The following is a 23,209-nucleotide window of genomic DNA, read 5'->3' on the forward strand; positions in this document are numbered from 1 at the left end:
GCCGCGCCGCCCGTCACGGCTGCGGCGCGGTCGCCAGCGGGCGCTTTTTGCGCCGCAGCTTATCCATCATTAAATAGACCACCGGCGTGGTGTAGAGCGTCAGCAGCTGGCTCATCACCAGCCCGCCGGCGATGGTTATACCCAGCGGCTGACGCAGTTCAGCGCCGTCACCGCTGCCGATCACCAGCGGCAGCGCGCCAAACAGGGCGGCCAGCGTGGTCATCAGAATCGGCCGGAAGCGTAACAGGCACGCCTGGAAGATCGCCTCCCGCGCGCTGAGCTGACCGTTGCGCTCTGCATCCAGCGCAAAATCGACCATCATGATGGCGTTCTTTTTCACGATGCCAATCAGCAGCAGGATGCCGATCAGCGCAATCAGGCTGAAAGGCGTGTCAAACAGCTCCAGCGCCAGCAGCGCGCCGACCCCCGCCGAGGGCAGGGTAGAGAGGATCGTCAGCGGATGCACATAGCTCTCGTAAAGAATGCCCAGCACGATATAGACCGCGCCAATTGCCGCCAGCATCAGCCAGAGCTGGCTGCTTTGCGACTGCTGGAAGACCTGCGCCGTCCCGGCGAAGCTGCCGCGCACGCTGGACGGCACGCCAAGCGCGGTCATGGTGCGCTCAATCGCCTCCGACGCCTGCGACAGCGACACGCCCTCTGGCAGGTTAAACGAGATGGTCGAGGCGGCGGAAAGCCCTTCGTGATTCACCGACAGCGGCGAATTCGCTGGCTGCCAGCGGGCGAACCACGACAGCGGAATCGGTTTGCCTTCGCTGTTGAGCACAAACATCTGCGACAGGGCGCTGATGTCCTGGGTGTAACGGGGATCGACCTCCATCACCACTTTGTACTGATTAAGCGGCTGATAGATGGTGGAGATCTGCCGCTGACCAAAGGCGTTATTCAGCAGGGCATTGGCCTCAGAGACGTTGATGCCGAGCCGCGCCATGCTCTCGCGGTCGTAGGTCAGCGCCATCTCACTGCCTTTATCCTGCTGATCGGAGTTCACATCCGCCAGCTGTGGCAGCGCCGAGAGCGCCTGACGGATTTTCGGCTCCCATGTGCGCAGGGCGGCAAGATCGTCCGTCAGCAGCGAATATTGATAGGCCGCATTCGATTCCCGCCCGCCAGCACGCAGATCCTGCACCGCGTTGAGATAGAGACTGGCCCCTGGCTCTTTGGCCAGCTTGCCGCGCAGCCGGGCGATAACCGCCTGGGCGCTCTCTTTACGTTCTGACAGCGGCTTCAGCGAGATAAACATTGAACCGCTGTTGGTGCGCATCCCGCCGGTAAAGCCAACCACGCTCTCCACCGCCGGATCGGCCCCGACAATCACCATAAAATCCTGAAGTTTGCTGCGCATCGCCTGAAACGAAATGCTCTGATCGGCGGAGATAAAACCGGAGAGTCGGCCGGTATCCTGCTCCGGCATAAAGGTTTTCGGAATATTGATAAACAGCCAGACGGTCAGCACGATGGTGGCGAGGAACAGCAGCAGCACCCAGCGCGCATGGTTCAGCACCACATTCAGTGACCGGCCATAGCCCCGCTGGATCGCCAGCAGCAGGCGACCCGCGCCGCGCCGACGCGGCTGGCTGCGCGGCGTATGCGGCTTCAGCAGCCAGGCACACATCATCGGCGTCAGGGTAATGGAGATAACCAGCGAGATGGCGATCGCTACCGACAGCGTAATGGCGAACTCCGAGAAAAAGCGGCCAATCAGCCCGCCAATCATCAGCAGCGGCAGGAATACCGCAATCAGCGACAGGCTCATCGACAGCACGGTAAAGCCGACCTCCTGCACCCCTTTCAGCGCCGCCGCCAGCGGCTTCATCCCCGCTTCGACGTGGCGGGCGATGTTCTCCAGCACCACGATCGCGTCATCCACCACAAAGCCGGTGGCGATGGTCAGCGCCATCAGCGACAGGTTATTCAGGCTGAAACCGCACAGGTACATCGCCGCGAAGGTGCCAATCAGCGAAACCGGCACGGCGACCGCCGGGATCAGCGTGGCGCGACCGGAGCGCAGAAAAACAAACACCACCAGAATCACCAGCACCACGGCGATCGCCAGCGACTGCTCTACTTCATGCAGCGAGGCGCGAATGGTCGGCGAGCGATCCTGCGCCACCTGTAAATCGATAGCGGCGGGGATCACCTCATGCAGCAGCGGCAGTTCGGCGCGGATCCGATCCACGGTATCGATGACGTTCGCTTCCGGGGTTTTGCGGATCAGCAGCAGCACCGCCGGTTTACCGCCTGACATCCCGGCGTTGCGCACATCCTGCACCGAGTCCTCGACCGTCGCCACGTCCGACAGCCTGACCGCCGCGCCGTTGTTGTAGTGCACCACCAGTGGCTGATATTCACGGGCGGTTTGCAGCGCATCGTTGGTACGCAGCTGCCAGCGCTGTTGCGTATCGTCCAGCGCCCCCTGTGGTCGCCGCTGGTTGGCGTTGCTGATGGCGGTGCGCACCGCATCCAGCGATACGCCCTGGTTAAACAGCGCCTGAGGATTCAGCGCCACGCGCACCGCAGGCAGCGAGCTGCCGCCCACCGTGACGTCGCCCACCCCCTCAATCTGTGACAGCTTCTGCGCCAGCTGGGTGGAGGCGTAGTCATAGAGCTGACCCGGATTGTAGGTATCCGAGGTCAGCGTCATGATCATAATCGGCGCATCGGACGGGTTGACCTTACGATAGGTGGGACGCGACGGCATGCCGGTCGGCAACAGGCTTTGCGCGGCGTTGATCGCCGCCTGCACATCGCGCGCCGCCCCGTTGATGTCGCGGTCAAAATCGAACACCAGAATGATGCGGGTGCTGCCGAGTGAGCTGGTGGAGGTCATTTCACTGACCCCGGCGATCCGTCCCAGCGAGCGCTCCAGCGGAGTCGCCACCGACGAGGCCATGGTCTCCGGCGCGGCACCCGGCAGCGACGCCGAGATCACAATCACCGGAAAGTCGACCTGCGGCAGCGGTGCCACCGGCAGCAGACGAAAGCCCAGAATCCCGGCCAGCGCGATGGCCAGCGTCAGCAGGGTCGTGGCGACGGGCCGGTGAATGAACAGGGCAAAAAACTTCACTCTGCGGCCTCCCTGCGAGCAAAGCGACGCCGTGTAGCATGCGCCAGGCGATCAAACAGCAGGTAGATCACCGGCGTGGTGAACAGCGTCAGCACCTGACTCAGAATCAGACCGCCCACCATCGCAATCCCCAGCGGATGGCGCAGTTCCGCCCCGACGCCGGTACTGAGCATCAGCGGCAGCGCGCCGAGCAGCGCCGCCAGCGTGGTCATCAGAATCGGCCGGAAGCGCAGCAGACAGGCCTGATAGATCGCGTCGTAGGGTGCCATGCCCTGTTCACGCTCTGCCGCCAGCGCAAAGTCGATCATCATGATGGCGTTCTTTTTCACGATACCGATCAACAGGATGATGCCGATAATCGCCACAATATCCAGTTCGTTGCCGCTCAGCATCAGCGCCAGCAGCGCGCCGACACCGGCGGTGGGCAGCGTTGAGAGAATGGTGATCGGGTGAATAAAGCTCTCATAGAGCACGCCCAGTACGATATACATCGCCACAATGGCGGCGACGATCAGCCAGACGGTGCTGCTCAGCGCCGCCTCAAACGCCAGGGTGCTGCCCTGGAACTGGGTCATCATCTCCGCTGGCATGCCAAGCTGCGCTTCCGCCTGCGACACCGCCTTCACCGCATCCTCCAGCGAATAGCCGTCAGCCACGTCGAACGAGAAGGTGGCCGACGGGAACTGGTCGAGATGGTTAATGCTGAGCGGCGTGTGGCGCTGTTCAATGCGGGCAATCGCATTCAGCGGCACGCTGCCGCCATCGCTGCTGGTCAGCCGGATGGCGTCGAGGCTCTCCAGCCCCGGCGTGGCCTGATTCTCCTGCTCCAGCACCACGCGATACTGATTCGCCTGGGTGTAGATAGTGGAGATCAGCCGCTGGCCGAAGGCGTTGTAGAGCGCGTTATCGACATCCGCCATGCTGATGCCGAGGCGGCTGGCGTTGTCACGGTCCACGTTGACATAGGCTTCCAGTCCCTGATCCTGCCAGTCACTGCTGACATCGCGCAGCTGCGGCAGGGTTTTCAGCTGGTTGAGCAGCGCCGGAACCCAGCTGCTGAGCGACGAGAGCGAGCCCGATTGCAGGGTGAACTGGTAGGGGGTGCGGCTCGCCTGGGTATCGATGGTGAGATCCTGCACCGCCTGCAACCAGAGCTGCACGCCTGGCAGCTGGCTCACCGCCGTTTGCAGCCGCTGCTGGATTTCAGGGATGCGGTCAGCGCGCTGGTCGAGCGGCTTGAGGTTGATTTGCAGCCGCGCGCTGTTCAGCGCGGCGTTGGTGCCATCGACGCCGACAAACGAGGTCATGCTCTGCACCGCCGGATCTTTCATGATCACCGAGGCGACATCGCGGGTGCGCTGCGCCATGCTGGCGTAGGAGACCGACTGCGGCGCCTGCAAAGTGCCCTGAATAATGCTGTTATCCTGCTGCGGGAAGAAGCCTTTCGGGATCATCAGCCACAGCAGCACGGTCAGCACCAGGGTGCCGAGCGCCACCGACAGCGTCAGCCACGGGTGATTCAGCACCCGGCTCAGGCCGCGACCGTAGGTGGCCACGATGCGATCAAACATCGCTTCGCTGGCGCGTGAGAAACGGTTCTGTTTTCGCAGTGACTCCGCGCTCAGCATCCGGGCGCACATCATCGGTGTTAAGGTCAGCGAGACCACCGCTGAAATCAGAATCGCCACCGCCAGCGTCACGGCGAATTCGCGGAACAACCGGCCAATCACGTCGCCCATAAACAGCAGCGGGATCAGCACCGCAATCAGCGAGAAGGTGAGGGAGATAATGGTAAAGCCGATCTCACCAGCGCCTTTCAGCGCCGCGGTCAGCGGTTTTTCGCCTTTCTCGATATAGCGCGAGATGTTCTCAATCACCACGATCGCGTCATCCACCACAAAGCCGGTGGCGATGGTCAGCGCCATCAGCGTCAGGTTGTTGATTGAAAAGCCGAGGAAGTACATCGCCGCGAAGGTGCCGATCAGCGACAGCGGCACCGCCACCGCCGGGATCAGTGTGGCGGGAACGTTGCGCAGAAACAGATAGATGATCATCACCACCAGCGCCATCGCCAGCATCAGCTCATGCTGGGTGTCGCTGACCGAGGCGCGAATATTGGTGGTGCGGTCGGTGAGGAGTTTCACCTCCACCGACTTCGGCAGGGTCGCGGTGAGCGCCGGCAGCATCGCCCGGATATTATCCGCCGTGGCGATGATATTGGCACCCGGCTGGCGCTGTACGTTGAGCACAATCGCCGCGTCGCGGTTGGCCCAGGCACCGAGCCAGCTGTTTTCCGCGCCCTGTTCAATGGTCGCCACCTCACCGAGCCGAACCGGCGCGCCATTTTTGTAGCTGATAATCAGCTGGCGGTAATCTTCCGCCGACTTCATCTGGTCATTGGCCGACAGGGTTATGGAGCGGGTCGGCCCATCCAGGCTGCCTTTGGCCGAGTTAACGTTGGCGTTGCTGATGGCGGTCCTGACCGTCTCGCTGGTCAGGCCCAGCGCGGCCAGCGCCTGCGCATTCATTTTCACCCGCACCGCCGGGCGCTGACCGCCGGAGAGCGTCACCAGTCCGACGCCGCTGACCTGGGAGATTTTCTGTGCCACCCGGGTCTCCACCATATCCTGCACCTGGGTCAGCGGCATGCTGCTGGTCGTCACCGCCAGCGTCATGATTGGCGGATCGGCCGGATTGACCTTGCTGTAGACCGGCGGGTTGGGCAGATCGTTGGGCAGCAGGTTGGTGGCCGAGTTGATGGCCGCCTGGACCTCCTGTTCCGCCACATCCAGCGGCAGCGTCAGCTGAAATTGCAGCGTCACCACCGAGGCGCCGCCGGAACTCTGCGAGGCCATCTGTTTCAGGCCGGACATCTGACCGAACTGGCGCTCCAGCGGCGCGGTGATCGAGGAGGTAACCACATCCGGGCTGGCCCCCGGATAGAGCGTCACCACCTGGATGGTCGGGTAATCCACTTCCGGCAGGGCCGACACCGGCAGAAAGCGGTAGCCGAGCACCCCGGCCAGCAGAATCGCTATCATCAACAGCGTGGTGGCGACCGGGCGCAGAATAAACTGACGCGACGGCCCGCCACTGTGATCGGGAGGCATCACCTGCATTACTGACGCTCTCCTTTGGAGGGCAGCGTGGCGCGGCTGCTGCGCGGCGCACTGCTCTGAGCGGCGACCACTTCCACCGTTGCCCCTTCGGTCAGGCGATCCAGCCCGTCAGTGACCACCCGCTCACCCGCTTCCAGACCGGCGCTGATCACCACTTTCTGGCTATCCTGCAAACCGGCGGTCACGCTTTTCTTGCTGACTTTGTTGTCGCTGTTCACCACCCAGACAAAGTGGCCTTCGTTACCCATCTGCAACGCGGCGGTCGGAATGACAATTGCATCCTGTAGGGTGTTGACCTTCAGCCGCACATTGACGAACTGATTGGGAAACAGCGTATCGTCCTGGTTATCAAAGCGCGCCTTTACCTTGATGGTGCCGGTGGTGACATCAATCTGGTTATCGAGGCTCAGCAGTTTACCGCTGGCGATCAGGTTCTGATTACTGCGATCCCAGGCTTCCACCAGCAGCGGCTGGCCACTTTTCTGCGCGCTGAGGATCTGGCTGATGCTGTTCTCCGCCAGGGTAAAGACCACATCGATCGGGTGTGTCTGAGTGATCACCACGATGCCGGTGGTGTCGCCGCTGGTGACATAGTTGCCGACATCCACCTGTTTCAGCCCGACCCGGCCGGCAATCGGCGCGGTGATCCGGCTGTAGGTGAGATTGAGCTGGGCGCTGGCGACGCCGCCCTCGTCGGCCTTCAGGGTGCCGAGGGTTTCACTCACCAGCGAGCGCTGGGTATCCAGCTCCTGCTGGGAGACCAGCGAGGTTTTCGCCAGCTTTTCGAAGCGCGCCAGGTCGCGCCGGGCGTTGGCCAGCGTCGCCTGATCTTTCGCCAGCTGGCCCTGCGCCTGGGTTAACGCCACCTGATAGGGACGCGGATCGACCTCCGCCAGCAGATCGCCCGCGTTAACCTGCTGACCCTCGGTAAAGTGGATCGCCAGCAGATCGCCATTGACCCGACTGCGCACCGTGGCGGTGTTGGCGGCGGTGACCGTCCCCAGCCCGCTCAGATATTGCGGCACGCTCTCGCTGGTGGCGCTGGCCGCCTGCACCGGGGCCAGCGCACGACGGGCACCGTCCCCGCCGCCTTTGCCGCGCGAGGCAGGGGCGTCAGCCTGGCTGCCGGCCTGCGGCTGCGTGCTGCGCTGCCAGCCATAGTAAGCGCCAGCGGCAAGGGCGATCAGCGCCAGCACAATCAGGGTTTTTTTCATAACAGGATGTCGGGTGCTCATGATTTTTCATGCTCTCCAGCAGTGGCGTAGTCCCAGGCGCAGGCATCAAATAGGCAGCCTGCAAACGAAAGATTGTAGTCGCCTCTGACCGGCAGAAGTTGAAGGAAATAAGGATATCTGTCAGGGCGGGGTCATTATGCCTGTTCTGACATTAATCGCAGCACAATCGTCATAAAGCCGTTTACCCACTTTGCTATGCTCAGTCTCAGAACGTTTTCTCAGGCAAATAAGGAGCAGAGGATGAGTCAGAATCAAACCCGGCAGTTGGGAGAGAGTGGGATTGCGGTGCCGTTGCTGACCTTTGGCGGCAACGTCTTTGGCTGGACCGTGGATCAGGCCACCTCCTTTTCACTGCTGGATGCGCTGGTGGAGAAAGGATTGTGGTTTATTGATACCGCCGATGTCTATTCGCGCTGGGCGCCGGGCAATAAAGGCGGTGAATCGGAAACCATTATTGGCGAGTGGCTGAAAAGAAGCGGCAAGCGTGACCAGATTGTGCTGGCGACCAAGGTGGGTATGGAGATGTCGCCAGAGAAAACCGGACTGAAGCCGCAATATATCCGCCAGGCGGTGGAAGATTCCCTGCGCCGACTGCAAACCGACTATATCGATCTCTATCAGGCGCACCGTGACGACCAGGATACGCCGCTGGCGGAGACGCTGGGCGCTTTTGACAGCCTGATCCGCGAGGGCAAGGTGCGGGCCATCGGTGCCTCCAACTACAGTGCACCACGCCTTAAAGAAGCGTTGCAGGTCAGCGAGGCGCACAACCTGGCGCGTTACGAAACCCTGCAACCTGAATATAACCTCTATGACCGCCAGGGATATGAGGCGGAACTGGAGCCGCTGGTGCGGGAACAGGGGCTGGGGGTGATCAACTACTACTCACTGGCCAGCGGTTTTCTCAGCGGCAAATATCGTCAGGCGGCTGACGCCGGTAAAAGCCAGCGTGGTCAGGGCGTGGTCGATAAATACCTCAATCCGCGCGGCCTGCGCATCCTTGCGGCGCTGGACGCCATCAGCGCCGCGCATCAGGTAACGCCGACCCAGGTGGCGCTGGCCTGGCAGATTGCCCGTCCCGGTATTACCGCGCCTATCGTCAGCGCCACGTCGCTGGCTCAGCTCGATGACCTGGTGGGCGCGACTCAGCTTAAACTGACCGCTGCCGAGATTGAGCAGCTGGCGCAGGCGAGCCGCTGATACAAGGGGGCCGCCGCGCCCCTTTCTCTTAACCCGCAGACCTCCCCCTCTCAGCCAAAGAATAATCAATCAGCGATCCCGATCACAAATGTGTTAATAATCTGAAGTTACTGGAAATTACCCGCACATTTTTACAAAAGCTGACGATTGCCCGGCACTATCCTCTGCTCATCAGATTCCTGTCACTCACATAAGAATAACCATCATGCAAAACAGACAAGCAGAGCAGCGATTTCCGCTGCGCCGGCTGGCTACCGGCACCCTGATCCTGGCGATGTTCTCCGCTCCGGCACTGGCCGCTGACGCCTTCAGCCCTGACTCCGAGTGGATGTTTGGTGACTGGGGCGGCTACCGAACGCAGTTGCAGGATGAGGGCATCAAGTTTGATGTCAACTACACCATGGAGAGCGCGGCCAACCTTGGCGGTGGCGCGAACACCAATACCACCATGCGCTACAGCGATCAGTGGACCTTTGGCACCAACTTCGACCTGGAAAAGCTGCTGGACTGGCAGGATGCTGAATTTCAGATGACCATCACCAACCGTGACGGTCAGGATCTTTCCGGGCAGGTGGGCGACCGGCGAACCGGTATGCTTTCGTCAGTGCAGGAGGTCTATGGACGCGGTCAGACCTGGCGTCTGACTCAGTTCTGGCTGCGTAAGGGGCTGTTTGACGATGTGGTCGACCTGAAAGCCGGACGGGTAACGGTGGGTGAAGACTTCGATAACTTCGACGGCAGTCTGTTCCAGAACCTGACGCTGGGCAGCGGTCAGGGCGGTAACTGGCGCGGCGACCGCTGGTTTAACTGGCCGGTGTCGCAGTGGGGCGGCCGGGTGAAGATCAATATCACGCCTGAGGTTTTCTTCCAGGTGGGCTTCTATAACCAGAACCGTGCCAACTACGATCGTGGTGATGGCTTCCGCCTCGATACCAGCAATTCCGAGGGCAATCTGGTGCCGGTGGAACTGGGCTGGAAGCCGACCTTCGGGCCGCAGAATCTGCCGGGTAACTACCGGATTGGCTACTACTACTCGTCGGTGAATGGCGATGTGTATGGCAGCTGGCGCGACGGCGGTTATCAGGATAAGGCGCACGCCTACGGTGGCTATCTGCTGTTGCAGCAACAGCTGACCGCGCAGGATGGCGATGTGAATCGCGGGCTGGGCGTGCGGGTTCAGGCGGTGATGAACGACCATAAAACCTCGAAAACCGACAACTATCAGTCGCTCGCCTTTACCTGGACCGGGCCATTTGATGCCCGTCCTAAGGATGAGATCGGGGTGGGCGCGGCGCGCATTCATGTCAACAGCGACTATACCCGTTCGCTGCGTCAGCAGAATCAGGCGAATGGCGAAAGCCGCTTTGACAGCCCGACGTATCTGCCGATTCAGGAGGGTTCCGAGTATAACTATGAAGTTTATTACAACGCCAAAGTGACCAACTGGATGTCACTGCGACCTAACCTGCAATATGTGGTGGCGCCGGGCGCGGTAAGTGAAGTGAAAGATGCCTTTATTGGCGGTATCAGCGCCAATATTGCATTCTGATCCCTTAGCCAGCTCATCGTTATCTGCAAAAAAAACGGCACTCGCAGGTGCCGTTTTTTCATTGCAGAGCAGATCCAGATTAACGGAACATCACTTCCGCCCAGCGGGCCAGGCCGGCGGTGACCGAGGCAAAATCATCGCCACCGGCAATCGGCGTGTCGGGCAGCGTCTGCTGCAACGCCGCACGCAGCAGCGGTGAGCGTGCACTGCCGCCGGTCAGGTAGATCACATCAGGCTTGATCTGGCTGGTCGCCAGCGCCAGCTGCACCTGCTCAAGGATCTTCTCCAGCGGCTGGCTGATCGCCTCCTGCAACGCAGTCACACCTATATCGGTTTGCAGCGCCGTCTCGATAAAGTCGAGCGAGGCGGTATGCGACGGGCTGGCTGACAGCGCAATCTTGCTCTCTTCCGCCGCGCGCACCAGCCGGTAACTGAGTTTCTGCTGCCACACTTTCAGCAGGCGGGCGACCCGCTCACCCTGTTCCGCATCCCGGACTAAATCACGCAGCCACTTGCCGCAGGCGGCGCTGTAAAAGTCGCTCTGCGCCGGAACGTCATTGATGGCGACCGCGTTCCACCACGGCAGCGCGGGCAGGGCGATCCCTTTCTGGGTATTGCCGCCCAGACCCAGTAACGGCATCAGGGTTTTAAACGCCAGCATAATGTCGAGGTCGTTACCGCCGACGCGGCAGCCGCTGTGACCTAACAGACTCTCACGGCGGTCCGCTTTATCGCGCCACTCAGGCCCCATCAGCAGCATTGAGCAGTCGGTGGTTCCCCCGCCAATATCGACCACCAGCACCCGCGTCTCCTGGTGCAGCGTCGATTCGAAGTCGAGTCCCGCCGCCACCGGTTCGAACTGAAACTCCACGTCACGGAAACCGGCGCGCCGGGCGGCACGCAGCAGAATGCCTTCCGCCTGCTGGTTGGCCTCTTCGCCGCCTGATCCCTGGAAGTTGATCGGGCGGCCGATAACCGCCTGGTCGATAGCCTGGCCGAGCTGACTTTCACCGCGCTGACGGATATGCAGCATCATGGCGCAGACCAGATCCTCGAACAGCGCGATTTGCTGCGGCTTCAGGCCGCTGGCGCCAAGAAAGGATTTGGGTGACTTCACAAACCAGACATCTTCCGGATCGACCATATAGTGTTGCAGCGCGGTCAGGCCAAACTGCACGCTGTTGGGTCCGACCTCAATATCTTCTTCGCGGTTGTAACGCAGCGCGCGCTGTAACAGCGCCGTGGTTTCGCTGTCCGGGGTCGCTACCTGATGGTGGCGATAGAGCCATTCACTGATCGACTCGCGGGTGGGCGCACAGATCATCGAGGGCAGCAGCCGCTGATCGTTCTCCAGCGTTAACAGACGTGGCGTGCCATTTTCGCTGACTGCAATTGAGCAGTTAGCCGTGCCGTAATCGAATCCTATGAACATTTTCGCCCCCATGCCGGAAAAAAGGGGGCGACTTTAGCGCAGCTTCCGCAGGGCTGCAAGCAGGGTGGTGAGGAATTAGCGGATAGCGAAGAGGCGATCGTCAGAGAGTGAGGTCAGGGGCTGACGTTCCGCCACCGCGCTGCCCCAGACGCCATCCATACCCAGCGAGCCGAGCGTCGCCAGCACCGCGGGCACCGACACCGGACCGGCCAGTACCGCGATGTTGCGCTGGGCCGCCTGGCCCTGAATGATGGTCAGCAGCATCTCATCCATCAGATTGTTATGAACGTTAGCGACCAGTTCAGGAGCCAGCATCAGGTAATCCACCACCTCGTCGCTCAGCAGATTAAACGCCTCCAGGTTGCGGCCAAAGTGCTGCAACACGATGCGGCAGCCAGACTGGCGCAGCTGGCGCAGCGCCGCATAGCACTGATCGCCCTGGCTAAGCACCGCGGCGGCGGGGAAGGCAAAGCCGCAGCGGCTGCTGGCGAGGCCCGCCGCCATAAAGCGCTGACAGAGCTGCTGGACCAGCGCGGCGTCGTGCAGCACCTGCTCATTGAGCGGCAGGATCAGCGGGATACCTTTATGGTTCAGGCGCTTTATATCCTGGCGGAAAAACGCATCCAGAATATTTTTGTCCAGCCGGCGGCGCAACGCCTCATCAGGCAGGTTATTACGCAGCAGCGTCTCGTCCAGCAGCAAGCCATCCGCGGTTAACAGTTGCAGATCCAGCAGCCAGAGAAAGGCCGACTGCGGCGTTTTTGGCGGTGCCACCGCCCAGGCGGGCAGTTCAATTTGCAGGGCGTCGATCATCGCGGCATCGAGTCCCTCGTGATTGCCCGGCAGCGGCAGCCGGTTCTGCTCATAAACCATCAGCCGCCCGCGTCCGCTGCGTTTCGCGTTGTAGCAGGCAATATCCGCCTGCGAAAGCACGTCGCTGCTCTGACAGTTCTCGGCTGAGATCTGCGTGATACCGGCGCTGGCACCGACCTGATAGAGCCGCCCCAGCCACTGGAAGCGATAATCGTTCACCGCCGCTACGATGCGCTGCACCACATCCTGTGCCTGATTAACCGCGCAATCGGGCATCAGCAGCGCAAATTCATCCCCGCCCAGCCGCGCCAGGAAATCGCTGCTGCGCAGATGGTGCTGCATCAGCTCAGCCAGCTCGCGCAGCAACGCATCTCCGGCGGCGTGGCCGGCGCTGTCGTTGACCGCTTTAAATTTATCCAGATCGATAAACACCAGCACATGCTGATAGTGATGTTCAGCCGCGTCAAACAGCAGCCGCTTAAGCTGAAGCTCAAAGCTGGCCCGGTTCGGCAGGCTGGTCAGGGTGTCATGCAGCGCGCTGTAGCTCAGGCGCTTCATCAGTTTGCGCGACTCACTGGCGTCCTGAATGACCATCACCGCGCCCTGTTCCAGCCCCGCTTCGGAACGCAGCGGGGTGATGCTGTAGTGAATATCGATATGGCCGCCATCCGGGGTATGCAGCACCAGATCTTCCGCCAGATCGGGCGTGACTTTCTCCGGCGGCAGCTGGCACAGCAGCAGGTTTTCCATCTGCGGACCGTTACGTCCCTGGGTGATATGCAGCAGCTCACTGAGCGGCTTCCCGGCCGCCTGCGCCTGCGACCAGCCACTCATCTTCTCCGCCACCGGGTTCATAAAGGCGACGCGCATCTCCTCGTCGGTGCTGATCACCGCCTCACCGATGGAGTCGAGGGTGATCGCCATGCGCTCTTTCTCCTGGAACAGCGCCTCGTTAAGATTGCGCAGCGGCGTGATGTCCTGGCAGATCCCCAGCATCCGCTCAATACGTCCCTCTTTACTCAGCAGCCGGTTCGCCTGAGTACGCACCCAGCGCTGATCCTCGCCATTCACCACCCGATATTCCATGTGGAAGGCACTGCGCAACTCAATCGCCTGCTGCACCGTCAGCGCCGCATATTCGCGATCGGCAGTGTGCAGCAGATGGAGCCAGAGGTCATAGCTGGGCGACTCATGCGGTGCCAGACCAAACAGCGCGTACATCCGCTTGTCCCACAGCATCTCGCCGGTCAGCAGGTTCCACTCCCAGACGCCGATGCCGCCCGCCTCATTCGCCAGCGTGATGCGCTCCATCAGGCGACGGTTCACCTGTTCGCTTTGCTTCAGTTCGGAAATGTCGATGATCTGGGCAATGAAGTAGAGCGGGGCCTGGCTGCCGTCGCGCACCAGCGACACCGTCAGCCGCGCCCAGACAATCTCCCCATCCTTACGGAAGTAGCGCTTCTCCAGGGTGTAGGTATCGATCTCACCCGCCAGCAGCTGGTTCACCTGATGCAGGTTGGTCGCGAGATCGTCGGGATGGGTGAGCTGTTGAAAGGTCAGTCGCTTCAGCTCCTCCTGCGGGTAGCCCAGCGTCTGGCAGAGCGACTGGTTGACCTGAAGCCACTTCCCCTCTGGCGAGACCAGCGCCATACCAATCGCGGAGTACTCCATAGCGTGACGGAAGCGAGTTTCGCTGTCGGTGATATAGAGCTTCTCCCGCCGGAACGCATCCATCACCAGCGACATAATATGGCTGGGGATCAACACCAGCAGAAACGGCAACCAGCTGGAGACCGGCCCCAGCGTGCCGTTGTTGTTCACCACGCTGACCAGGTCAAAGGCCAGCAAGATGGAGATAAAACTGGCGTTGAGGAAAAACAGCACAAAGGCGTGTAGCTTCGGCAGCCGGACGGCGCACCAGAACAGAATCACCACGATAAAGGTAAAGGGCCACGGCAAAAAACGCAGCGCCAGATAGCTGGCCCCCAGGGTGATTATCAGCGTAACCACCGCTTCAGCCAGCCGCAGATGGCTGAACTGAGCGCGGCGCAGCGGCCAGGGAAGCAACAGCAGCATCGGCCCTAACACCAGCATGCCGATGATTTCCGAGATCACCCAGGTATAGAAGAAAGGCACAGAGGCGTTGCCGCTGACATGCAGTGTCCAGAGCGCCAGCAGGCCACCCAGCACCGGCGTCACTATTCCCACCGACAGCACCATGCGCGCCCAGTCGTGCAGCGTGTCCAGCGGTGCGCGCCGGTCAAGCAGGCCGCGCAGCAGCATGCCACCCACGCCAGCCTGGATCAGGTTCAGCAGGGCAAATTTCAGATTAGCCAGCGCGGGTCCGATAACGATGGCGTTAGCACAGGCGGTACCGAGCACGCAGGCGGTTAACAGCAGCGGAAGCTGCCGCGACCGGCAGCGAAACACCACGATCGTCATCAGGCTGGTGGGAAACCAGAGTGGCGAAATTTTCCCACTGACCACGATCAGTTCAAGACAGAACAGCGTCAGGATAAATACCGCGCCGCCGAGCAGCAGGGCGGAAAACCAGGGTTTTTGTGTACTTTTTTGCGGGGACAGGGTCTCAATCGTCATGCGAACTTCCGGCAGGGTGCAGGGTTCCGCTACGGCGAATCAGGCACCAGTCATTCTCTGACTGCATGCTAGCACAACCGGCAACGAAAAAAGGGGAGAAATCGATATTGCCCGTTATTCGGTGAATTGACGGGCATCGTGATAACCTGGGCCAGCTCCTTGATTACTGGCGGAAAAGATCGGCGCGGCTATAGGGCTTTTCCATACCCGCGATGCTGGCCGAGAAACGTTCCAGAAACTGCTGGGTAGTGGCGACCCGGCCGTGGCTCAGTAACACAAACGGCACTAACAGCGCGGCCCCGATCTGCGGCCAGCTGAAGCCTTTGAGCGCGGTACGGCGCTGGGAGATCAGGAAGGCGGTGCTGAGCGTGAAGCCCAGCAGCAGTCCGGTGGCGACCTCGCTGCGGGAATGGGCGTGGATCACCAGCCGGGAGAAACCGACCATCAGCGGGATCAGATAGCCGACGCCAATCGCCGCGCCGCGCCAGAACGCTGGCCAGCGGCCGGAGATCAGCCAGAGCATCACCGGCCACAGGGTGGCGGACATGGCGCTGTGGCCGCTGAAGCCGGTAAAGTTGAAGCGTGCGCTGCCAATACCAAAGCCCAGAAACAGAATTTTTGAAATGCTGACCAGCAGACCCGCCAGGCCAAAGGCGACAATCCAGTAGAACACCGTGCGGCGGTTATCGCTCTTCCACGGTAAAATCAGCGCGATAATCACCGCTGTCGGAATCAACAGCATGCTGTCGCCAAAATAAGTCAAAGTCTTCCAGAGCATACAACTCCTGCTACCTCTGTCGGTCGTCACGAAAGCGACACACGTGGTCAGTAAACGCGCGTCGCACAGGCCATTTTATTTATAATATGGTGTGACGTTAGTTTATCGGTGAAATCAGTGGCGTCCAAAGGGGAAAGTCTGAAAAGTCCATTCGCCATTTCTCTGGCATCAAAACGTCGAAATCCCTATACTTAGCGCGAACACACCCTCTCCATTTCGGCCCGTCCGCTGCCCGCGAAATGTGTGACCAGCGGCAGGCTCCAGTTATCAGGTTCTAAAAAAGTATGACTGACAAGTCTCATCAGTGCGTGATTATAGGCATTGCCGGCGCTTCCGCATCCGGTAAAAGTTTAATTGCCAGCACGCTCTATCGTGAAATCCGTGATCAGGTAGGTGACGAGCATATCGGGGTGATCCCGGAAGATGCTTATTACAAAGATCAAAGTCACCTCACCATGGAAGAGAGGGTTAAAACCAATTATGACCATCCCAGCGCGATGGATCATGATTTGCTGTTGCAGCATTTGCAGGCGGTCAAAGCCGGACAGGATATTGAGCTGCCGGTCTACAGCTACGTGGAGCACACCCGTACCGCGCAGACGCTGCACCTGAAGCCGAAAAAGGTCATCATCCTCGAAGGCATTCTGCTGCTGACCGACGCGCGCCTGCGTCAGGAACTCAACTTCTCGATTTTTGTCGATACGCCACTCGACATCTGCCTGATGCGCCGCATGAAACGTGACGTCAATGAGCGCGGCCGCTCTATGGATTCGGTGATGAGTCAGTATCAGAAGACCGTGCGTCCGATGTTCCTGCAATTCATCGACCCGTCAAAACAGTACGCCGATATTATTGTGCCGCGCGGCGGAAAAAACCGTATCGCCATCGATATTCTCAAGGCGAAAATCAACCAGTTTTTTGAATAACTCACGTCCGCCCGGACGTGGTGCAGACCGGCGCCAGGCAGCCTGACGTCGGTTCGCTACACTTATGTCATGGAGTTACCGCAATGAGATTATGCGATCGCGATATTGAAGCCTGGCTGGACGATGGCAGGCTGGCTATTGAGCCGCGCCCGCCGGTCGAGCGCATCAACGGGGCCACGGTGGATGTGCGTCTGGGTAATCAGTTCCGCACCTTCAGTGGTCACACGGCGGCCTATATCGATCTGAGCGGTCCGAAACAGGAAGTCAGTGCGGCGCTGGATCGGGTGATGAGCGATGAGATTGTGCTGGCGGAAGGGGACGCCTTTTTCCTCCATCCGGGTGAGCTGGCGCTGGCGGTGACGCTGGAGTCGGTGACGCTGCCGGACGATCTGGTGGGCTGGCTCGATGGCCGCTCATCACTGGCGCGGCTTGGGCTGATGGTGCACGTTACCGCCCACCGCATCGATCCCGGCTGGCAGGGACGTATCGTGCTGGAGTTCTATAATTCAGGTAAACTGCCGCTGGCGCTGCGCCCCGGTATGCTTATCGGCGCGCTGAGCTTTGAGCCGCTTTCCGGCCCGGCTGCGCGCCCCTATAATCGACGTCAGGATGCGAAATATCGTGGTCAGCAGGGTGCTGACGCCAGCCGTATCGACAAAGACTAATTTGAGGATGTAATGAAGAGAGTGATAACCACCCTGGCCATCCTGTTAGTGGTGGTCGTCGCGGGAATGTCGGCGCTGGTGCTGCTGGTGAATCCCAACGACTTCCGTGCCTATATGGTGCAACAGGTTGAACAACGCAGTGGTTATCGGCTTCAGGTCAGCAGCGATCTGCGCTGGCACGTCTGGCCGCAGCTCAGCATTCTGGCCGGGCGCATGAGTTTAACCGCGCCGGGTGCCAGCCAGCCGCTGGTGTCGGCGGAAAATATGCGCCTCGACGTCGACCTCTGGCCCCTGATCTCACATCAGCTAAGCGTCAGTCAGGTGCTGCTGAAAAACGCGGTGGTGCGGGTCACGCCGGACAGCGCCGCGCAACCGGCCAAAAACGCCCCGCAGGGTCCGCGTGACGCCGAGCCTGCCACGCCTTCCAGCGGCTGGTCATTTGATATTGCTAAACTGCGCGTGGCGGACAGCTTGCTGATCTGGCAGCAGCCGGGCGGCGATGAATATAACTTCCGCGACCTCAATATCAATCTGGACCAGGATAGCCACAAACAGGCGACGCTGGCGCTGACTACCAGCCTGATGCGCAATCAGCGCAACGCCACCATCAATCTCAAAGGTCAGCTGGATGCGGCGCAATATCCGCATCGTCTCAGCGGCCAGATAGAGCAGCTGGATTACACCTTATCCGGTGCCGATATTCCGGTGCAGGGGATTAAAGGCTCGCTCAGCCTGCGCGGTGAGTGGAATGGCGACCGTCAGCAGTTCGCCTTCAGCGATCTGCAACTCACCGCCAACGACAGCAGCCTGACCGGAGAGGGGGAAGGTCATCTGGCGTCGCCGCAGCGGCTGGCACTGGATCTGAAAGCCAGCACGCTTAACCTGGATAATCTGCTCACCAATGCCCCCGCCGCCGAAACGCCGGGCGCGCAGCGTGCCACCGTGGCCCGTTCCCCGGTGATTGCCGCACCGCGGGAGAGAAGCAACGCCGACTCTCCGCTCAACGCGCTGGATCTGGCGCTGAAATTAGAGGCTGACCGCGCGGTCTGGCGCGGCCTGACATTGAGCGGGCTGGCGATCGACGCCCGTAACCAGCAGGGCCTGATGACGCTGAACACCCTTCGCGGCAAGCTGGGCAATGGCAGTTTTTCTGTTCCCGGCAGCATCGATATTCGTCAGCCGGTGACGCACGTCAGCCTGAAGCCGCAGCTCAGGCTGATTGCGCTTCAGCCGCTGCTTAAGGCGTTCGCGCTGCCGGAAAGTTTACAGGGCGACCTGAATCTCGACGGCGAGCTGTCGGGCGACAGTCTCACTGTTGAGGCGGCGAAACGCAGCTGGCAGGGCAGGGCGACCCTCAGCGCCAGCAATCTGCAACTGGCCGATCTTAATCTGCAACAGATGGTGCGACGCGCGGTGGCGCGGGTCAGCGATCGGGTCAGCAGCGATGAGCAGAGCGATCAGGGCATTGAGCAGATTGGCGGCCAGGTGGCGCTCAGGCAGGGCGTCCTGACCTTCAGCGATCTCAACGGCAATGGTCAGCACCTGGATCTCCAGGGCGGCGGTAAAGTGGACATGGTTCAGCAGCAGCTGGATGTGACGCTGGGGCTGAAAATCAGCGGCTGGCAGGGTGATAAAGCGCTGGTGACGGCGCTCTCCGATCAGCCGATCCCACTGCGGATGTATGGCAGCTGGAACAGCCTGCAATATTCGCTGCCGGTGGATAGCGTGCTGCGCGACCGGTTGCAGAATGAGGCGAAGTCCCGCCTCAATCAGTGGATCGACCGTCAGCAGGATGAAGAGAAAAAACAGAACCTGAAGAAGCTGCTGCAACCGTAGCGGGCGCGCTGCACTAGGCCGGGATAGCGGGCTGCAACAGGATCTCCACTTTCTGCACCCGATGATTCTCAACCTGTAAGGTGCGCAGCAGATAGTCGCCCAGCTGCAACGTCTCTCCCTCCTGCGGGATATGTTGCAGCTGGTCCATCAGCAGTCCGGCCAGCGTATGGTAGTCGCGCTGGTCATCCAGCGGCAGCTTCACATAGAGCGCCAGATCTTCCAGCGGCATATGGCCGTTGGCAATCCAGTGATTTTCTCCCTCAATCTGAATATCGTAGCGGGCGTCGAGCTCGCCCGCCTCATTCGGCAGATTTCCGGCGATGGTCTCCATCACATCGCTCAGAGTGACAACCCCCTCCACCGAACCAAACTCATCCACCACAAAGGCGAAATGGGTATGCGCCTGGCGAAACTGTTCCAGCGCCTGCAACAGCGTCAGACGTTCAGGAAACACCAGCGGCTGGCGGATCAGGGCGCGCAGATCGAGTGAGTGATGATGCAGCGACTGATGCAGCAGGTCGATGACGTGCACCACCCCCAGCGGCTCGCCGGAACCCTCTGTCACCAGGATGCGGGTGTGCTGGTTACGGTCGAGGCCCGCCATAATCGCGGCCGGGTCATCGCTGAGATCGACATGCTCGACATCGTGACGTGAGGTCATGATGCTGTTGACGTGACGCTGCCCCAGCCCCATCACCCGCGCAATCATGATCCGCTCCTGGCGGTTAAACAGCATGGTCTCGTCGCTGTCCGCAATCAGCGAGGAGGTACGGGCATCCAGCTCCGCCGGTTCCGCCGCCCCGCGCAGCAGCCGCAATACCGCTTCCGCGGTGCGCTGGCGCAGCGGCCGGCCCGCCGAGAGCACCCGGCGACGGTTAAAGTGCGCCAGCTGGTTCAGGGCTTCTATCACCACCGAGAAGCCAATCGCCGCATAGAGATAGCCTTTCGGGATAACGAAGCCAAATCCTTCCGCCACCAGGCTAAAGCCGATCATCAGTAAAAAGCTCAGGCAGAGGATGACGATGGTCGGGTGGCTGTTGACAAAGCGGGTCAGGGGCTTGCTGGCGAGCAGCATCAGCAGCATGGCGAGGGTGACGGCGATCATCATCACCGGCAAATCATTCACCATGCCAACCGCGGTGATCACCGCATCCAGCGAGAAAATGGCATCCAGCACCACGATTTGCGCCACCACTGGCCAGAATTTAGCGCCGCCTTTTTGTTGACCGATCTCCTCATCCTGCCCTTCCAGTCGGGTATTCAACTCAGTGGTGGCCTTAAACAGCAGGAAAATCCCGCCTGACAGCAGCAGCAGATCGCGGGCGCTGAAGGGATGACCGGCCAGCGTCACCCAGGGCTGGGTCAGCGTAACCAGCCAGGAAAGCGAGGCGAGCAGCAGTAAACGACAGAGTAACGCCAGCAGCAGGCCGGCGACGCGCGCACGGTCACGCAGCGGTCCGGGCAGCTTTTCCACCAGGATGGCGATAAAGATCAGATTGTCGATACCCAGAACCAGTTCCAGAACGATTAGCGTCACTAATCCCGCCCACAGCGAGGGATCGGCCATTACCTCCAGCATGCCTTGTTCACCTGAATGTCTTAATTTACGTTTCGTCTGATGATAGTGGAGTGTGAAGTCAGGTACAAATCGCCTGCCTGCGGGGATGCCGCCCTAATCCCGCAACGGAACGGATGAAATATGCGCATTCCGGTGTGACAGTTTGATTAAATTTGCAGGGAAGTTGCCAGAAAAATCTCAGCCAAATATCAGCCGTTAACCGATATTCATCTGTCAGGCTTATGCGATTTAGCAAATCTCAGGTATGGCATTAATCCGAATTTTGCAGAAAGGTTTGCACTGTCTGTCCGGCATCAATACTAATGGCTGGTAGTCTTTTTCCTAAAATAGTCCAGGGATGGCGGGACCTGCTTGTAAACAAGCCAGTAATAACTAGTATAGCAACAAGTTAGCAAACTCTGTCCCTGAGTCGTAATTTGCGTGCCGATTCGACATTAATCGCAATGTCAGGAATAGGTGATTCGCCTGTTAACGTCTGTATGATGCGTTACGGCCAGACTGCATGGGGAGAAATATGAATGATAAGCGGTATTGGCAGCGACAGCCAAGGGCGGTAGCGTGCCTGATTCGTGTTTATCGTTGATAAAATGAGCGTGGCTAACGACAGATAAAAGTCAGAGTAATCTGTTGGTATTAATCACAATATTATTGGTGTCATGGTTAAGATCATTGGCGTAAACGCCGCAGGAGCTCCCCTCAAAATGGCTCAGTCTGGAGAGATGTTATCGCTCAATTAACACACAGGCGAGAGGCGTGGCGGGTTTAAGGAAATAAAATAAAGAGTTAAATATGCGCGATACAGAATTTACGTTTAAAAGTCTTATTACCAAATTAATGCTGGCGTGCTCAGACTTAATTTGTTTCAACGCAGCTTTATTTATAGCGATGATGCTAATTAATGTTCAGTCAGATTCACCGCTGGCAGATATTTCCGAAAAGGAAATGAATTTAAAAATTGCCACGCACATCTGTCTGTCGGTAATTTGTATCGGCTGGTTCTGGGTCAGGCTGCGTCACTATACCTACCGCAAGCCTTTCTGGTTCGAATTAAAAGAAATTTTTCGTACCATTCTTATATTTTCGGTTATTGATCTGTCGATCACCGCATTATCTCAATGGCAGATGTCGCGCTTCGTCTGGTTACTGACCTGGGTGCTGGCACTGATTCTGATCCCAACCTGCCGCGCGCTCTCTAAGCGGCTGCTGAATAAAAATGGTTTATGGAAAAAGCAGACCATCATCATCGGCAGCAGTAAAAACGCGCATGAAGCCTGGCAGGCGCTGCAAAGCGAAGAGGTGATGGGTTTTGACGTGATCGCCTTCTATGACGTTGATGGCACCTGTCCGCAGGAGATCATGAACGGCGTGCCGGTGCTGCGGGATGAGCAGGAGCTGTGGAGCCTGACCAACAGCGAAACCCAGTTTATCGTGGCGGTGGAGTTCGAGCAGAGCCAGCACCGTGATAAGTGGCTTAAGTCGCTGGCGATGCACAACTGCCGTTCGGTCTCGGTGATCCCCACCCTGCGTGGCGTACCGCTCTACGGCACCGACATGGCTTATATCTTCAGCCATGAGGTGATGATTCTGCGGGTCCAGAACAACCTGGCGAAGCGCACCTCACGCTTCCTGAAGCGGGCCTTCGATATTGTCGGCGCACTGGCGATTATCATTATGCTGATGCCGGCGCTGCTGGTGCTGGGCTTCCTGGTGGGACGTGACGGCGGACCGCCGATCTATGGTCATGAGCGTGTCGGTATGAATGGCCGTAAATTCAAATGCCTGAAATTCCGCTCGATGGTGATTAATTCAAAAGAAGTGCTGGAAGAAGTATTGCGTACCGATCCGGTGGCGCGCGCAGAGTGGGATAAAGATTTCAAACTTAAAAATGACCCGCGTATTACCAAAGTGGGCCACTTTATCCGCAAAACCAGCCTGGATGAGTTACCGCAGCTCTGGAACGTGGTGCGCGGCGATATGAGTCTGGTGGGTCCGCGTCCGGTGATTGAAGATGAACTCTGTCGTTATGCCGGTGATGTTGATTATTACCTGATGGCTAAGCCAGGCATGACGGGATTGTGGCAGGTCAGTGGTCGTAATGACGTTGACTATGAAACCCGTGTCTATTTCGACTCGTGGTACGTGAAAAACTGGTCACTGTGGAATGACATCGCCATCCTGTTTAAAACAGTGGGCGTAGTGCTGAAGCGAGACGGTGCGTATTGATCGTGAGGCGAAAGGGCGCGTGCACGCGCGCCCGGAAGTGTTGTGCCGTTGTCAGGCGTGTCGTTGATAGTGACCAACCTCAGGGATACCGCGCTGCATGCTGATTCAGTGATGACGTATGCGGCTCAACGGTTACCCTGGCGGCTGGTGACTACTTATAACAAGTGG

The 23,209-nt window shown here is 59.4% G+C and carries 13 protein-coding genes; 6 read left to right on the plus strand and 7 right to left on the minus strand.

What is annotated here, in order from left to right; translation table 11 throughout:
• Positions 1 to 13: 13 nt before the first annotated feature.
• From mdtC to ACCW71_RS04600, 3 genes are read right to left on the minus strand one after another with little or no spacing between them, the layout of a single operon-like run.
• Positions 14 to 3,088 (minus strand): multidrug efflux RND transporter permease subunit MdtC, encoded by a 3,075-nt coding sequence (gene mdtC, locus ACCW71_RS04590; protein WP_436369904.1) that lies wholly within the window; start codon positions 3,086 to 3,088, stop codon positions 14 to 16.
• Positions 3,085 to 6,207 (minus strand): MdtB/MuxB family multidrug efflux RND transporter permease subunit, encoded by a 3,123-nt coding sequence (locus ACCW71_RS04595; RefSeq protein ID WP_436369905.1) that lies wholly within the window; start codon positions 6,205 to 6,207, stop codon positions 3,085 to 3,087. Before ACCW71_RS04595 ends, mdtC begins: the two co-directional genes overlap by 4 nt.
• Complete coding sequence (locus ACCW71_RS04600) at positions 6,207 to 7,442, minus strand: MdtA/MuxA family multidrug efflux RND transporter periplasmic adaptor subunit (RefSeq protein WP_436369906.1); 1,236 nt, start codon at positions 7,440 to 7,442, stop codon at positions 6,207 to 6,209. The genes ACCW71_RS04595 and ACCW71_RS04600 overlap by 1 nt, the downstream gene beginning before the upstream one ends.
• A 240-nt stretch (positions 7,443 to 7,682) precedes the next feature.
• Here ACCW71_RS04600 and ACCW71_RS04605 point away from each other — a divergent pair, with 240 nt between their 5' ends.
• Together ACCW71_RS04605 and ACCW71_RS04610 are read left to right on the plus strand one after the other, a co-directional pair.
• The gene (locus ACCW71_RS04605) at positions 7,683 to 8,642 is read left to right on the plus strand and encodes an aldo/keto reductase (RefSeq protein WP_436369907.1); all 960 of its coding nucleotides are present in this window, start codon (positions 7,683 to 7,685) and stop codon (positions 8,640 to 8,642) included.
• A 205-nt stretch (positions 8,643 to 8,847) separates the two neighbouring features.
• Positions 8,848 to 10,191, plus strand: a complete 1,344-nt coding sequence (locus ACCW71_RS04610) for a carbohydrate porin (RefSeq protein WP_436369908.1) — start codon at positions 8,848 to 8,850, stop codon at positions 10,189 to 10,191.
• A gap of 79 nt (positions 10,192 to 10,270) precedes the next feature.
• On the opposite strand, the gene yegD is transcribed toward ACCW71_RS04610, so the two are convergent.
• The 3 genes from yegD to ACCW71_RS04625 form a co-directional block, all read right to left on the minus strand.
• A complete protein-coding gene (yegD, locus tag ACCW71_RS04615) occupies positions 10,271 to 11,623 on the minus strand; it encodes a molecular chaperone (RefSeq protein ID WP_436369909.1) in 1,353 nt (450 codons plus the stop codon).
• A 75-nt stretch (positions 11,624 to 11,698) separates the two neighbouring features.
• The gene (locus ACCW71_RS04620) at positions 11,699 to 15,034 is read right to left on the minus strand and encodes a diguanylate cyclase (RefSeq protein ID WP_436369910.1); all 3,336 of its coding nucleotides are present in this window, start codon (positions 15,032 to 15,034) and stop codon (positions 11,699 to 11,701) included.
• 163 nt (positions 15,035 to 15,197) lie between these two features.
• On the minus strand, positions 15,198 to 15,812 hold the full coding sequence (locus ACCW71_RS04625) for a phosphatase PAP2 family protein (RefSeq protein ID WP_436369911.1): 615 nt from the start codon (positions 15,810 to 15,812) through the stop codon (positions 15,198 to 15,200).
• A gap of 284 nt (positions 15,813 to 16,096) precedes the next feature.
• Between ACCW71_RS04625 and udk the strand changes: the two genes are divergently transcribed.
• The 3 genes from udk (at position 16,097) to asmA (ending at position 19,239) form a co-directional block, all read left to right on the plus strand.
• Positions 16,097 to 16,738, plus strand: a complete 642-nt coding sequence (gene udk / locus ACCW71_RS04630; protein WP_436369912.1) for a uridine kinase — start codon at positions 16,097 to 16,099, stop codon at positions 16,736 to 16,738.
• Between the two features lie 83 nt (positions 16,739 to 16,821).
• On the plus strand, positions 16,822 to 17,403 hold the full coding sequence (dcd, locus tag ACCW71_RS04635) for a dCTP deaminase (RefSeq protein WP_436369913.1): 582 nt from the start codon (positions 16,822 to 16,824) through the stop codon (positions 17,401 to 17,403).
• 12 nt (positions 17,404 to 17,415) lie between these two features.
• Positions 17,416 to 19,239: an outer membrane assembly protein AsmA gene (gene asmA / locus ACCW71_RS04640; protein ID WP_436369914.1), complete on the plus strand. Its 1,824-nt coding sequence runs from the start codon at positions 17,416 to 17,418 to the stop codon at positions 19,237 to 19,239.
• Positions 19,240 to 19,252: 13 nt separating this feature from the next.
• Here the strand turns inward: asmA and ACCW71_RS04645 are convergent, their stop codons facing one another.
• The gene (locus ACCW71_RS04645; RefSeq protein ID WP_436369915.1) at positions 19,253 to 20,818 is read right to left on the minus strand and encodes a TerC family protein; all 1,566 of its coding nucleotides are present in this window, start codon (positions 20,816 to 20,818) and stop codon (positions 19,253 to 19,255) included.
• A gap of 789 nt (positions 20,819 to 21,607) precedes the next feature.
• Between ACCW71_RS04645 and wbaP the strand changes: the two genes are divergently transcribed.
• Positions 21,608 to 23,041: an undecaprenyl-phosphate galactose phosphotransferase WbaP gene (gene wbaP / locus ACCW71_RS04650; protein ID WP_436369916.1), complete on the plus strand. Its 1,434-nt coding sequence runs from the start codon at positions 21,608 to 21,610 to the stop codon at positions 23,039 to 23,041.
• Positions 23,042 to 23,209: the final 168 nt, after the last annotated feature.

This window comes from Pantoea sp. C2G6, from assembly GCF_051336815.1.
Classification (GTDB): Bacteria; Pseudomonadota; Gammaproteobacteria; order Enterobacterales; family Enterobacteriaceae; genus Pantoea.